Source organism: Streptomyces sp. NPDC086147 (assembly GCF_040702165.1).
Classification (GTDB): domain Bacteria; phylum Actinomycetota; class Actinomycetes; order Streptomycetales; family Streptomycetaceae; genus Streptomyces.
The window spans coordinates 41,304-55,195 of record NZ_JBFBJO010000021.1; the positions used below are offsets into that span (position 1 = coordinate 41,304).

Genomic DNA, 13,892 nt, shown 5'->3' on the forward strand with positions numbered 1-13,892 from the left:
GGGGTCGGGGGAGGATCCCGGCATGAACGAGACTCCGTCCGCCGACACGACCGGCGCACCCGGCCCGTACGACACGCCCGACCCGTACGACACGGCCCCCTCCTTCCACCTCCTCCCCGGCGCCCCGGACTCCCCCGTCCTGCTCCACGTGCCGCACTCCTCCCGCGCAGTGCCCGCGGACGTGCGGGCCGGGATCCTGCTCGGGGACGACGAACTGGGTCGGGAACTGGACCACATCACCGACGCCCACACGGCCGGGATCGCCGCCTCGGCCGCCGAGGCGGCCCGCACGGCCCCCTGGCGGTTCGTCAACCGGCTCTCCCGCCTCGTCGTCGACCCCGAGCGCTTCCCGGACGAGCGGGAGGAGATGGCGGCCGTCGGGATGGGCGCGGTGTACACCCGCACCACGCACCGGGCCGAGCTGCGGCCGGCCGGGTTCGACCCGGAGCCGCTGCTCGACCGCTACTTCGCGCCGTACGCGCGGGGCATGGCCGAGGCCGTGGCCGACCGGCTGGCGGCGACGGGCCGTGCGGTGGTGATCGACGTCCACTCGTACCCGAGCGAACCGCTGCCGTACGAGCTGCACGGCGAAGGGCCCCGGCCGCCGGTCTGCCTCGGCACGGACGCCTTCCACACGCCTCCCGCGCTGCTCGACGCGGCGCGGGAGGCGTTCGGCGGCTTCGGCGGGGTGGGGACGGACAGCCCCTTCGCAGGGACCTACGTGCCGCTGCCGTACTACGGCCGGGACCCGCGGGTCGGGGCGCTGATGATCGAGATACGCCGGGACCTTTACATGCGCGAGCCGGGCGGCGCGGCGGGCCCGGGGGCGGAGGCCCTGGGGGCGGCGCTGGCGGACCTGGTGGACGCCGTGTCCCGTACGGCCTGAGCGGTGTCCCCGCCGGCTCGGACAGGACCATGTCCATACTGGCGTAAAATAGGGCAAATGAGCATATCCAGGTACGAGCTGGTGTTCACCGACGTCACGGGCGCCACCCAGGACGTCGTGGTCGTGGAGCGCACCCTCTACAAGGGTTCCGGGGGGCATCCGATCTACACCGACCCGACCGGCATCATCCGCGCCGAGATCAGCGACCGGGGCGAGGTCCGGGTCATGCCTTCGGGAGGGCACCAGGACCCCGCCCACGCCGTACGGGCCCGCGCCCTCCCCGAGGGCGAAGCGGAGGATCCGGCCGGTACCGATCCCTCCGCGTCCTCCGCCTGACACCGCGCGCCTTCCGCCCCGGGCCCCGGTCGCCACCCCCGTTTTGGTTTGTCGGACGATCGTCAATACGATCCGGCGATGATCACGAGAAAACGGCTGGCGACCGGGGCCTGCGCGCTGCTCGCCGCCCTGGGCGCCGCGCTCCTGCCGACGCACGCGGCCGCCGACACACCGGTGGCGAAGGAATCCCCCAAGGTCGAGCTGGTGCTCGACGTCAGCGGCTCCATGCGCGCCCAGGACATCGACGGCAAGTCCCGCATGGCCGCGGCGAAGCAGGCCTTCAACGAGGTCCTCGACGCGGTGCCCGAGGAGGTGCGGCTGGGCATCCGCACCCTGGGCGCCGACTATCCGGGACAGGACCGCAAGCAGGGCTGCAAGGACACCCGCCAGCTCTATCCGGTGGGGCCGCTCGACCGGACCGAGGCCAAGACCGCGGTGGCCACCCTGGCCCCCACGGGCTGGACCCCGATCGGTCCGGCGCTGCTCGGCGCGGCGAAGGACCTGGAGGGCGGTGACGCCACCCGCCGGATCGTGCTCATCACGGACGGCGAGGACACCTGCGCCCCGCTCGACCCCTGCCAGGTGGCGCGGGAGATCGCGGCGAAGGGCATCCACCTCGTCATCGACACCCTGGGCCTGGTGCCGGACGCCAAGACCCGGCAGCAGCTCACCTGCATCGCGGAGGCCACCGGAGGCACGTACACCTCGGTCCACCGCACCGAGGAACTCTCGCGTCGCGTACGGCAGTTGGTCGATCGCGCGGCCGACCCGGTCGTCACGCCCGTCGCCACCAGGGGCACCGCGCGGTGCGCCGACGCGCCGGAGCTGAAGCCCGGCCTCTACACGGACCGCGAGACCTTCGGCGAGCACCGCTGGTACCGGGTGGACCTGCTGCCCGGCCAGGAACTGCGCGCCTCCGTCAGCGTGTCGGCCGATCGCGCCGTCAACAACGACTACGGGGTGCTGCTGCGCGCCGTCACCCGCCACGGCCGGGAGATCACGCGCGGCTCCGAGGCCGGCGACGGCCGCACGGACGTCATATCGACCGGGCTGCGCTACCCGAAGCCGGAGCTGGACGGTGTCGACGCCGACGACCTCAAGCCGGCCGCCGAGACGGTCTGCCTCCAGGTCAGCAACTCCTTCTCCGCTCCCCCGTCGGTCAAGACGGCGCCCGGCATGCCGATCGAGCTGACCGTGGACGTCGTCGACGGTCCCTCGACCGCCTCGGACGTGGCCTCGTTCGGTCTCGGCCGGGGCTGGTGGCTGCTCGGCGGGCTGGTGCTCGCCGGTTTCCTGGCCGGTCTGATCTGGGGCTGGCTTTCCCGCTGGCGCGTCGCCGTCTGGAGGACCCACTGATGCGCACCGTACGCACGCTCGCCGCGGCCGCGCTCGCGGGCGCGGCCCTGCTCGGGCTCGGGGCTCCGGCCGCCGTCGCCGACTCCCCCTCCGCCACGGCGTCCCCGGACACCGGTTCCACCGCCGGGCCGACGGAGGCGGGCACCACCTTCCGCACCGCCGCGCGGTTCCTGCCGGGGCAGCGGGCGACCGCGCAGGCCGCCACGGGCGACTACCTGTACTGGGTGTTCCCGGCGGACACCGGGCAGCGGCCGACGGTGAACGCCGCGGTCACCCTGCCGGACGCGGCCCTGCGGCACGGGCCCTCCACCTGGCGGATCGACGTGTACGACGGGCTGCGGCGCCGTCAGCCGTGCATGTACGGGACGCAGTCCCGCACGGCGGGCAAGGACGCCCCGAAGGTGGAACTCGCCTGTGTGCTGCGTCCGGTCCGCGCCTCGGCCGACGCCTGGGCGAACGATCCGCTGCCGGGCAGCTACTACGTCCGGCTGACCGTCACGGGCCTGCCGGACGAGGACCTCGGCCAGCCGTTCGACGCCCGGCTCGGGGTGGACGTCAAGGACGAGGGCGGCGCCCACGCCACGGACGGAGCGCTCGCCGCGCCGCTCGTGCCGGGCGCGGTGACCGCCGACCAGGCGGAGGCGGACGCCGACGCGGGCCGTCCGTCCGCCGTCGAGGCGGCGGCGCCGGAGGACGGCTGGTCCTCCGGCTGGTGGTCCGACCGCTGGCTCTGGACCCTGGCGGGCGGCGTCCTCGCGGCGCTCGCCGGCATCGGCGGCTACGTCCTGACGCGCGGCGCGGGCCGTCCGTCCCGGGTCCCGCCGGCCGCCTGACCCTCCCCCGAGCCGCCGAAGGCCCCCGCCGCTCCGACGCGGCGGGGGCCTTCGCCCGTCCCGGGCCGCCTCTACGGTCCAGGCCGTTGACCATTCAATATAATTAGATGGATTTGCCCCGTTTCCGACAGGTTCGTCTGGTAAGAGGCGTGGATAACGAGCCGAGAGAGAGCAGGAGGGTCGACATGATCGCCCGAGAGCAGATCCACGCCGTGCTGGACCACCCCGTCTACGACGCCGAGGGCAAGAAGGTCGGCGACGCGAAGCACATCTTCGTCGACGACGCGACCGGCCTGCCGGAGTGGGTGACGGTGAAGACCGGCATGTTCGGCACCAGTGAATCCTTCGTCCCGATCAAGGACGCGGCTCTGGTCGACGACCACCTGGAGGTCCCGTACCCCAAGTCCACCATCAAGGACGCGCCCAACGTGGACGTCGACGCCGGCGGACACCTCTCCGAGAGCGAGGAGCACCGTCTCTTCGAGCACTACGGCATCGCGTGGGACGACGCCTGGCAGCAGGCCAACCAGCCCGGTGAGGGCGGCTGGGCCCACGGCGGCACCGGAACGGCGGCGGGCACCGCGGCCGGCATGGAGACCGGCACCGCGACCGGCCCCATGGGCACCGCGGAGGGGTTCACGGCCGGCAGCGCCGCCGGACGCGTCGCGGACACCGGCGACGAGGCGATGACCCGCTCTGAGGAGCAGATGCACGTCGGCGTCGAGCGCACGGAGGCCGGACGGGTCAGGCTGCGCAAGTACGTGGTGACGGAAGAGGTCCAGCAGACCATTCCCGTGTCCCACGAGGAGGTGCGGATCGAGCGGGAGCCGATCACGGACGCCAACCGCGGCGAGGCCCTGTCCGGCGCGGAGATCACCGAGGCCGAGCACGAGGTCATCCTCCACGAGGAGCGCCCCGTCGTGGAGACCCGGACCGTTCCGGTCGAGCGGGTGAGCCTCACGGCGGACGAGGTCACGGAGGAACAGACCGTCTCGGGCGAGGTCCGCAAGGAGGAGATCGAGGTCGAGGGCCTCGAGGACCCGGACGACCCCGACACCCCGCGCAGCCGCGGCCGCGGGTACTGACCGACCGACGAACGACCGGTGCCGCCCCGCGAGCCGGGGCGGCACCCCCCGTACGGGAGCTCACGCTCCCCGGCGCGAAGGCGAAGTCGCGCCGCGCCGGTGGCCCGCCCTTCCGGGGGCGGGCCACCGGCCTTTCGCGGGCGGGCCACCGGCCTTGTCCCGTCGGGGCGGTCCGTCACGGCATGCGGCGGGCGCCCTCCAGGACCGCCTGCCGGATGCGGTGGTAGGTGCCGCAGCGGCAGATGTTGCGGATCGCGTCGAGGTCGGCCTCGGTGACCTCGCGGCCGGCCTCCCGCGCCCGCCGGACCGTCGCCACCGCCGTCATGATCTGCCCCGGCTGGCAGTAGCCGCACTGGGCGACGTCGAGGTCCAGCCAGGCCTCCTGCATCGGGTGGAGTTCGCTCCCGACCGTGTCCGGGAGGCCCTCGACGGTGGTGACCTCGTCGGTCGGCGCGAGGTCCTCGACGGGGACGGCGCAGGGCGTGAACTCCCTGCCGTTGAGGTGGCTCGTACAGGCCCGGCAGACGCCGACCCCGCAGCCGTACTTGGGGCCGGTGACGCCGAGGACGTCCCGGAGGACCCACAGCAGCCGGACGTCGCCCTCGACGTCGACGGTGACGGCCTCGCCGTTCAGGATGAAGGTGTGCTGCGGCACGGGGACTCCAGGTCTCAGCGGGCGCGGTCGCGGCCGTCGACGGGCGAGGCGGGGATCGGCGGGACGGTCGGCAGCGGGGTGAAGGCGAGCGGTTCGGCGTGGTTGAGGGGGAAGACCGTCGGCATCGTGCCGGTCGCCCGCCCGTAGGCGCAGGCGACGGCGGCCATGGCCCCGGCGACCGCCAGCTCCCCCGCGCCGCCCGGCTCGTCGCCGGTCGCGGGCATCACGATGATCTCCAGTTCCGGCGGGGTGTTCCACTGCCGGGTGTAGAAGTACTGGTCCCAGCTGCCTTCGAGGAAGTGACCGTCCTCCAGGTGGAGCCCGGAGGTCAGGGTGAGGGCGATGCCGTCCGCGATGCCGCCCATCATCTGGGCCTCCAGGCCGCGCGGGTTGACGGCGAGGCCGACGTCGACGGCGCAGACCACCTTGGTGACGCGCGGACCGGTGTACGCGTTCGGGACCTTCCGGCCGGTGGTCTCCGGACGGCAGTCGATCTCGGCGAGGACCGCGACGGCCGAGTGGTACTCGGTGTGGACGGCGACGCCCTGGGCGGTGCCGGCGGGCATGGTCCGGCCCCACTTCCCCGCCCGCGCCACCTCGTCGAGGACGGCGCGGGCCCGCGGGTCCTTCACCAGGCGGCGGCGCAGCGCGTACCCGTCCTGGCCCGTGCGCTTCGCCACCTCGTCCAGGACGAGTTCCTGGGCGCAGCGGACGTTGGGCGAGTAGATGTTCCGCATGGAGCCGGTGTTGAAGCCCTTGTCGGTCTCGGCGAGCAGCTGGGTGGTGACGCCGAGGTGGTAGGGGCTGATCTGGGTGAGCTGGAACATCGTCTCGGAGAACGTCAGGTCGGCGACGGGCAGCCGGGCCGCCTCCGCCGTGAGGAGTTCGCCGATGCCGTGCCCGAAGTCGGTGGCGATCGAGGTGTGGCGCTGCTCGTACGTGAGGATCTCGCCGAGCGAGTAGGTGGCCCGCACCCGCGAGGTGGACATCGGGTGCGTACGGCCCTGGCGGAAGTCGTCGGTGCGGTGCCACATCAGTTTGACGGGCTTGCCGAGGGCCCGGGAGATCTCGGCGGCCTCGTGGGCGGCGTCGTGGAAGAGCTTGCGGCCGAAGGAGCCGCCGCCCTCGGTGACGTGGACGCGGACGGCGGAGGGCGGCAGGCCCAGTGCGAGGGCGATCTGCTCCTGGGCGACGACCGGGGCCTTGAGCGAGGCCCAGATCTCGGCGGAGTCCTCGCGGACGTCCGCGATCGCGCAGTTGGTCTCCAGGGCGGCGTTGCTGGCGAAGTGGAAGGTGAAGCGGGCGTCGACGGCCTTGGTGAGGAGCGGCAGCGGCGGGACGACCAGCGGGAGTTCGGCCCGGCGGAGCTTCGCCAGGACGGTGGCGTCGGAGGCGCCCTCGGCGGTGCCGGGTCCCCAGTCGACCCGGAGGGCGCGGACGGCGTCGACGCACTGGCCGAAGGTGCGGCCGCGGACGGCGACGCCGGTGGAGACGGTGACGACGTCGGTGACGCCGGGCATGGCCCGGACCTCGGCGAGGTTGGCGACGGAGCGGACCCTGCCGTTGATGGTGGGCGGGCGGCAGACCATGGTGGGCAGCGCGTCCGGGACCGGGAGGTCCATCGCGAACCTCTTGCGCCCGGTGACCGCGGCGAGGGCGTCGATCCTGTTCCGGCCGGTGCCGACGACCCGGAAGCGGGAGCGGTCCTTGAGGGTGACCGCGACGGCGGAGTCGGAGACCGCGGCCGCCTTCGCGGCGAGTTCGCCGTAGCCGAGGAGCGCGCCGGTCGGGGAGAGGACGGCGCCGGCCTTCGTGGTGAGGGTGCCGACGGCCTGGCCGAGGACCAGGGAGGCGGCGTGCAGGAGCCGGCCCCGGGCGACGGCGGCGGCGACCCGGAGGGGCGTGTAGGTGGAGACGGTGGTGTTGGAGCCGCCGGTGAGCTGGTTGAAGAGCAGCTCGGGCCGGGCGTCGGCGAGCGTGACCCGCACCTTCTCCAGGGGGAGGTCGAGCTCCTCGGCGACGAGCATGGCGCTGGAGGTGGTGACGCCCTGTCCCACCTCGGCGCGGGGCAGGGCGAGGTGGGCCGTGCCGTCGGGGTCCAGGCGGATCGTGAGGAGGTGGCTGGTGGGCAGGGCCGCGAGGGTGAGCAGGTCGTTGAGGTCGAGGAGTTCGGCCGGGCCCGGGAGCGAGGGGACGAGCGCCGGGGCCGCGACGGCCTCGCGGGGCGCGAGGACCTCGGCGCCGAACTGCGCGGCGACGGTGAGGGTGGGGGCGGCGAGGACGTAGCCGAGGAAGCGGCGGCGATCGATGCCGGTCCCGTCGCCGGGGCCCGGTTCGCCGTCCGTGTACGGCCCGTCGGCGCCGCTCGTCTGGTGGTCGTCACGCCCCGGGCGGCGCCTCGTCATCCGGTTGCCCTTTCCCCACGGCCCCGGCCCGTACCGCCGGGTCACCTCGAATGCGCCGATCATCGCTCATGTGGGCGGCCCGCGGGGAGGGGTCGGAGGAGGCGATCGTAGGGTGCCGCCATGACCGAAGCCGCGCACGTCACCGCCACCCGCCGCTCGTACGACACCGTCGCCGCCGACTACGCGCGGTTGCTCGCCGGTCAGTTGGACGCGGTCCCGCTGGACCGGGCGGTGATCGCCGGGCTCGTGGAGGAGGTGGAACGGGCCGGCGGGCCCCGCACGATCGGGGACCTGGGCTGCGGGACGGGCCGGGTGACGTCCCACCTGCGGAGCCTCGGCGCCGACGCCTTCGGGGTGGACCTGTCGCCGGGCATGGTCGCGGTCGCCCGCGCGACCTGTTCGGGGGTGCGCTTCGAGGTGGGGTCGACGACGGCGCTCGACCTGCCGGACGCCTCGCTGGGCGGGGTCCTGTCCCGGTACTCGACGGTGCACATGCCGGAGGACGAACTCGCTTCCTCCTTCGCGGAGTTCCACCGCGTCCTGGTACCGGCCGGGCGGCTCCTGATCGCCTTCGAGGTGGGCGACGAGCGGGTGCGGCTGGAACGGGCGTACGGGCACGAGGTCGCCCTCGACGTGTACCGCCGGTCACCCGACCGCGTCGCGGAACTCCTGGCCGCGGCAGGTCTCGTCGAGTCGGCCCGCCTGGTGCGGGAGCCGGATCCCGAGGAGAAGACGCCGCAGGGCTTCCTCCTGGCGCGCAGGCCGCGCGGCTGAACCGAACCGGGGGCGCGCGCCGCACCGGGCCTCCGCACCGCTCCGGGAGCCGGCGCGCTTCCGGAGCCCGGCCCCCTTCCGGAGTCCCGCGCCGCTCCTGAGCTGGGCGCGGGAGATCCGGGCGCGCTGGCCGCCGCCCGCGATCAGGGCGTTGACGGAGGCCATCGGGTCCGCGCCGACCGACCGGGCGATCAGGGCGCCGACGAGCACCGGCCCGAGGGCCACCGCGAGGGCCGTACCGGTGGCGGTGACGTGCTGGAGGGGGCGGGTGCGCCGGGCTTCGGAGGTCATGTCCCCAGTCAAGCGGCGGACGGGCGCCCGCCGTATCGGTCGGCGTACTCAGACGCGCGCGCCGCGCTACTCAGGCGGGGGTGCGCACGGGGTCCCGGGGAGTTCGCCGCCGGGGCCGGCGTCCGTCCGCGCGAGCCCGCCGAACCGCCCCGGCGTACCGTGGGCGGGCCGACCGTACGAGCACGAAGGAGCCCCGCCGCCATGGCCGACTACCGGATCGAGACCGTCCGCACCGGGTACCGGAACTGGACCGCCCGCAACGACCGGGGCGCGGAGGTGCGGATGGCCGCCGCGGACGACGCCGACGCGCAGCCCTCGTTCACTCCGGTCGAGCTGCTGCTCGCCGCGATGGGCGGCTGCGGCGGCCTGGTGATCGACCGGACCGCGCGGGCGGTGGACCACGACGACCTGCGGATCGTGGTGGAGTCGGTCTCCGGCCCGGAGGACGACGGCCGGGTGGGCCGGATCCGGGTCAGCTACGAGTTCGACCTGCCGGACAGCAACCCCAAGGCGGCGGAGGTGTTCGCGCGCGGGGTGCGTCTGACGCACGAGAAGTTCTGCACGGTGAGCCGGACCGTGGAGCACGGCGCCCGGGTCGAGGCGGTCCTGCCGGACGGCACGGTCGGCTTCGAGGGCTGAGGCGCGGCGGGGCCGGGCCCCGTCGCCTCGTGTTCCCCGAACCGCGCGGAGCGCAGCGCGTCCGGCTCGCGCGGGTCGAGGCGCACGGGGCCGGGGGCGTGGCCCCCGTACGAGAAGACGGGCGGTCCGATCCGTGAGCGGAGGGGGCGGCGGGCCCCCGCGATGCCGGCGGCCGGCGCCCCGGACGGACGATGGTTCGGGCCGCCCGGCATGCGGGCGGGACCACCCCTTCCTACGATCGGTGGAGGGACACGTCTCTCCGCTCGGTCCGAGCGGAACGGGAGCGAGGGAACATGGCAGTCGAGGACCCCGCCTCCGAGGGCCGGCCGGCGGATCTCAAGCACAACGCGATCGGCTTCGTCGACGCGCTCGTCATCGGGCTCAACTCCACCTCGCCCGCGTACTCCATCGCCGCCGTCATCGGCCCGATCGTCGCGCTCGCGGGGATCTACGCCCCCGGGGTGATGGTCGCGTCCTTCGTCCCGATGCTGCTGATCGCGTCGGCGTTCTACTACCTGAACAAGGCCGACCAGGACTGCGGCACGACCTTCTCGTGGGTCACGCGGGCGATGGGGCCCTGGGCGGGCTGGCTGGGCGGCTGGGCCATCGCGATGACCGGCGTCCTGGTCGTCGGCTCGCTCGCCGACGTGGCCGTGAGCTTCGGACTGCTCGCCGTCGGCCTCGACGGCTGGGTGGAGAACGCGTTCGTGCGCCAGCTGCTCACCGTGCTGCTCATCCTCGTGATGACGGCCGTCTGCGTCATCGGCACCGAGCTGTCCGCCAAGGTGCAGAACGTGCTGATCCTGGCCCAGGTCGCCTTCCTGCTCGTCTTCGTCTGCGTGGCGCTGGCCAAGGTGTACGCCGGGACCAGCTCGTACGACTCGGTGGATCCGTCGCTCGACTGGCTGAACCCGTTCGGCGCCGGCGGCGCGGCCCTCACCGGCGGACTGCTGCTCGGCGTCTTCATCTACTGGGGCTGGGAGTCGGCGGTCAACCTCACCGAGGAGGTCGAGGACTCCGCGACCGCCCCCGGCAAGGCGGGCCTGTGGTCGACCGTGATCCTGCTCGTGACCTACGTGTCCGTGGGGTTCGCGGTGGTGGCCTACGCCGGTCCCGCGTTCCTCGCCGAGAACGCCGGCGAGGAGGAGTTCGTCTTCGCCCAGCTGGCCGGGGACGTCCTGGGCGGCTGGGACTGGGTGCTGCTGCTCGCCGTGTGCACGTCGGCGATCGCCTCCACCCAGACCACGATCATCCCGGCCTCCCGGACCGCCCTGTCGATGGCCCGCCGCCGGGCGCTGCCCGCGTACTACGGGCACATCAGCACCCGCTTCCGCACCCCCGACGTCAGTACGTGGTGGGTCGCCGGGATCGCGATCGCCTGGTACCTGACGGTGAACCAGATCAGCGAGAACGCGCTCCTGGACTCGCTCACGGCCCTGTCGCTGCTCATCGCCTTCTACTACGCGCTCACCGGGGTGGCCTGCGCGGTCTACTACCGCCGCCACCTCTTCGAGAGCCTGCACAACTTCCTGCTGATCGGGCTCGGCCCGCTGGTGGGCGCGGGGCTGCTGACGTGGCTGCTCGTGCGGTCGGTCTCGGACATGGCCGACCCCGCGAACTCGTACAGCGGCAGCTCGTGGCTCGGTCTCGGCCCGCCGCTCGTCATCGGCCTCGGCATCGCCGCCGTCGGGGTGGTCGTCATGATCGTGTGGCGGCTGCGGGCGCCCGCGTTCTGGGACGAACGCCCGGGAGTGGCCGATCCGGACGTGGTCCGGGGCGTCCGGGACGGCGGGGACGGTCACGGAGGGAAGGGCTGAGATGTCGATCGTGCTCGGGTACGACGAGTCGCCGGGGGCCGCCCGCGCGCTGCGGATCGCGGTCGAGGTGGCGGCCGCCTTCGACGAGACCCTCGTCCTGGTCTACGGGGCGGCGGCCCCCGGCCCCACCGGGGAGGAGTACCGCTCCCACTACGACGCGATCCGGCAGGCCGGCCGCACCGGCCTCGAACACGCGGTCGCGGAGGCCGACCGGGCGGGCGTGCCGACCGTCGTCGAGGTGATCGACGAGAAGCCGGCCCAGGCCCTCGTCGACGCGGCGACCCGGCACGCGGCCCGGGCCATCGTGGTCGGCAGCTGGAGCGAGAGCCCGATCCGCGGCGCCCTCCTCGGCTCCACCCCGCACAAGCTCCTCCACATGTCGACGGTGCCGGTGCTCTGCGTGCCGCCGGAGGAGTGAGGGCCGTCCGGACGGCGGGCCCCGGGGACGGCCGGGTCAGCGGACGACCGTGACCCGGGCCAGGGCCCAGGAGGTGTGGTCGAAGGAGGTCCGGTCGTTGGCGTCGGTGACCTCCAGGCGGAGGACCCGGACGCCCCGGACGTCGAGGTCCAGGGCGACGGGGCCGGTGGCGGCGGTCAGGACGCCGGTGGCGTGCAGGACGCGGTCGTCGCCGTACACCGTGGCGCGGGTGGCGCCGACGGAGCTCTGGCGGGCCGAGAAGTCGTCGATGCCGACGAGGGCGGTGAAGCGGTCGCCGACGCCGCCCAGGTGGAAGGCGACGTCGCTGTACGCGTGGACGCCGAGGCCCTTGGGGTACGTGGTGCCGCCGAAGGAGATCGGGGTGCCGTCGCCCGCGGCGTTCTTGCCGTTGGAGGCGTCGCGCTCGACCGGGCCCCAGCCGTTGACGGCGCTGATCCAGGGCAGATCGGAGAGGTGGCTGTCCCGGGTGGGCGCCGGGGGCGGAGTGGTGACGGATCCGGCCGCCGCGTACCGCACCGGGCCGCCCGGGGCGGTGGCGGTGCCCTCGGCGGTCGGCGTCCACGGGGTGCCCGCCGGGGCGCCCGCGGGCGGGGTGACCTGCCAGGCGGCGGTGAGCCGCGCCCCGGGGGCGAGCCGCGCCGCGGTGGTGGCCGTGGTGGCGCGCACGGTCCAGCCGGCCGGGGCGTTCAGGGCGAGGGCGGCCGAGGTCCAGGGGCGCGCCGAGCCGTTGGCGAGGACGGCGGTGGCGGTGAAGGGCTTTCCCGGCACGGCGAGGGGCGGGACCGTCAGGGACGCGCCGAACGGGGTGCGGGGGTACCGGTCGCTCCAGGAGGAGCGCATCAGGGCGACCAGTTCGGCGACCCGGGCCGGGTACCGGGCCGCGACGTCGGACGTCTCGCCCTTGTCCGTGGCCAGGTCGTACAGCTCGACCTGCCACTGGTCGTCGGGCAGGGCGCGGTCGCGGACGGGGGCGAAGCGGACCGCCTTCCAGCGGTCCTTGCGGAGCGCCTCGGCGAGCCAGGTCGCGCGCTGCTTGTCCTGGGCGTTGGCGCGGGAGGTGACGCCCTTCTCGTCGCGGTACCAGTAGAGGTGGTCGTGGCGGGCCGGTTCCGTGCCGCCGGTGAGGAGGGGCGCGGCCGACAGTCCGTCCACGTCGGCGGGGGCGGGGGCGCCGCCGAGCTCCGCGAGGGTGGGCAGGAGGTCGGTGAGCGGGGTCGGGCGGTCGGTGGTGCCGGGCAGGACCCGGCCGGGACCCCAGGCGACGAGGGGGACGCGGACGCCGCCCTCGTACAGGTTGCGCTTGTAGCCGCGCAGCGGTCCGTTGGAGTCGAACAGGTCCGGGTTGACCCCGCCCTCCTCGTGGGGGCCGTTGTCGCTGGTGACGAGGAGGACGGTGTCGTCCTCCAGGCCGAGGGCGCGCAGCCGGTCGACGACGTCGCCGACGAGGGCGTCGAAGAGGCTCACCTGGGCGGCGTGCCCCTTGTTCGCCTCGCTCCAGTTCCGGGAGGCGTACGCGCCGGTGTCGGGGACGTCGCTGGGGGCGTGCGGCACGGTCGGGGTGAGGAAGAGGAGGAACGGTTCGGCCGCGTGCCGGTCGATGAAGTCGAGGGCCCGCCGCCTCAGCAGGTCCGGCGCGTAGGCGCCCTTCGCTCCGTTCGCGTTGGCGGGGATCGTCTCCTTGGCGCCGTCGTGCCAGAGGTACGCCGGGTAGTACTGGTGCGCGTGGCCGTGGTCGATGTAGCCGTGGAACTCCTCGAAGCCCCGGGCGTTGGGGTGGCTGTCCTGGCCGGCGCTCTCCGGTCCGAAGCCCCACTTGCCGATGAGGCCGGTGCGGTAGCCGCGGGCCCCGAGCAGCTGGGCGAAGGTGGTGTCGGCGGCCGTGAGGGAGCCCTGGGCCCCGGACGGGTTGGCCCGTACGGTCGCGTGCCCGGTGTGCAGGCCGGTGAGGAGCGAGCAGCGGGAGGGGGCGCAGACGGCGGCCGTCGAGTAGGCGTCGGTGAACCGCAGTCCGTCGGCGGCGAGCGCGTCGACGCGCGGGGTGGAGATGAGCTTCTGGCCGTACACGCCGAGCTCGCCGTACCCGAGGTCGTCGGCGAGGACGACGATCAGGTTCGGCGGCCGGACGGCGGCCGTCCCGGACGCCTGCCGCGCCGTCCCGGTCTCCCGCGCCTCGGCGGTGCCGGTCGCCGGCAGGGCGCCGAGGCCGAGCGTGGCGGCGGACCCGGCGAGGAAACGGCGGCGGCTGGGCATGGCGGGCTCCTCGGGCAGAGGGCGGGTGAGGGACGGGAGGGCCGGGAAGCAGCCGTACGGGCTTCCGGCCCCCGCCGATCATGGACGCGCCCGGCCCGGCGGACCATGCACGGGGCATGAAGAACG

Annotated in this window: 12 protein-coding genes; 9 read left to right on the top strand and 3 right to left on the bottom strand. The window is 74.3% G+C overall.

Annotated elements, in window-relative coordinates:
• Positions 1-22: 22 nt before the first annotated feature.
• The 5 genes from AB0398_RS29345 to AB0398_RS29365 all read left to right on the top strand — a co-directional run bounded on the left by AB0398_RS29345 (position 23) and on the right by AB0398_RS29365 (position 4,496).
• Positions 23-886 (top strand): N-formylglutamate amidohydrolase, encoded by an 864-nt coding sequence (locus tag AB0398_RS29345; RefSeq protein ID WP_366378666.1) that lies wholly within the window; start codon positions 23-25, stop codon positions 884-886.
• A 57-nt stretch (positions 887-943) separates the two neighbouring features.
• On the top strand, positions 944-1,222 hold the full coding sequence (locus tag AB0398_RS29350; protein ID WP_366378667.1) for a DUF6296 family protein: 279 nt from the start codon (positions 944-946) through the stop codon (positions 1,220-1,222).
• 78 nt (positions 1,223-1,300) lie between these two features.
• On the top strand, positions 1,301-2,578 hold the full coding sequence (locus AB0398_RS29355; protein WP_366378668.1) for a VWA domain-containing protein: 1,278 nt from the start codon (positions 1,301-1,303) through the stop codon (positions 2,576-2,578).
• Positions 2,578-3,411: a hypothetical protein gene (locus AB0398_RS29360; RefSeq protein ID WP_366378669.1), complete on the top strand. Its 834-nt coding sequence runs from the start codon at positions 2,578-2,580 to the stop codon at positions 3,409-3,411. Before AB0398_RS29355 ends, AB0398_RS29360 begins: the two co-directional genes overlap by 1 nt.
• A gap of 185 nt (positions 3,412-3,596) precedes the next feature.
• Positions 3,597-4,496 carry a PRC and DUF2382 domain-containing protein gene (locus tag AB0398_RS29365; RefSeq protein ID WP_366378670.1) on the top strand — a complete coding sequence of 300 codons (900 nt, stop codon included), beginning with the start codon at positions 3,597-3,599 and terminating at the stop codon, positions 4,494-4,496.
• Between the two features lie 175 nt (positions 4,497-4,671).
• On the opposite strand, the gene AB0398_RS29370 is transcribed toward AB0398_RS29365, so the two are convergent.
• Together AB0398_RS29370 and AB0398_RS29375 are read right to left on the bottom strand one after the other, a co-directional pair.
• Positions 4,672-5,151, bottom strand: a complete 480-nt coding sequence (locus AB0398_RS29370) for a (2Fe-2S)-binding protein (RefSeq protein WP_366378671.1) — start codon at positions 5,149-5,151, stop codon at positions 4,672-4,674.
• Positions 5,152-5,165: 14 nt separating this feature from the next.
• Positions 5,166-7,556 (bottom strand): molybdopterin cofactor-binding domain-containing protein, encoded by a 2,391-nt coding sequence (locus AB0398_RS29375; protein WP_366378672.1) that lies wholly within the window; start codon positions 7,554-7,556, stop codon positions 5,166-5,168.
• 120 nt (positions 7,557-7,676) lie between these two features.
• Here AB0398_RS29375 and AB0398_RS29380 point away from each other — a divergent pair, with 120 nt between their 5' ends.
• The 4 genes from AB0398_RS29380 to AB0398_RS29395 all read left to right on the top strand — a co-directional run bounded on the left by AB0398_RS29380 (position 7,677) and on the right by AB0398_RS29395 (position 11,495).
• Positions 7,677-8,330: a methyltransferase domain-containing protein gene (locus tag AB0398_RS29380; RefSeq protein WP_366378673.1), complete on the top strand. Its 654-nt coding sequence runs from the start codon at positions 7,677-7,679 to the stop codon at positions 8,328-8,330.
• Between the two features lie 492 nt (positions 8,331-8,822).
• Positions 8,823-9,260: an OsmC family protein gene (locus AB0398_RS29385; protein ID WP_351973942.1), complete on the top strand. Its 438-nt coding sequence runs from the start codon at positions 8,823-8,825 to the stop codon at positions 9,258-9,260.
• 293 nt (positions 9,261-9,553) lie between these two features.
• Positions 9,554-11,077, top strand: coding sequence for an APC family permease (locus AB0398_RS29390; protein ID WP_366378674.1), 1,524 nt, complete (start codon positions 9,554-9,556; stop codon positions 11,075-11,077).
• 1 nt (position 11,078) lies between these two features.
• Positions 11,079-11,495: a universal stress protein gene (locus AB0398_RS29395; RefSeq protein ID WP_366378675.1), complete on the top strand. Its 417-nt coding sequence runs from the start codon at positions 11,079-11,081 to the stop codon at positions 11,493-11,495.
• A 36-nt stretch (positions 11,496-11,531) separates the two neighbouring features.
• Here AB0398_RS29395 and AB0398_RS29400 read toward each other — a convergent pair whose 3' ends face one another.
• A complete protein-coding gene (locus AB0398_RS29400) occupies positions 11,532-13,766 on the bottom strand; it encodes a sulfatase-like hydrolase/transferase (RefSeq protein ID WP_366378676.1) in 2,235 nt (744 codons plus the stop codon).
• Positions 13,767-13,892: the final 126 nt, after the last annotated feature.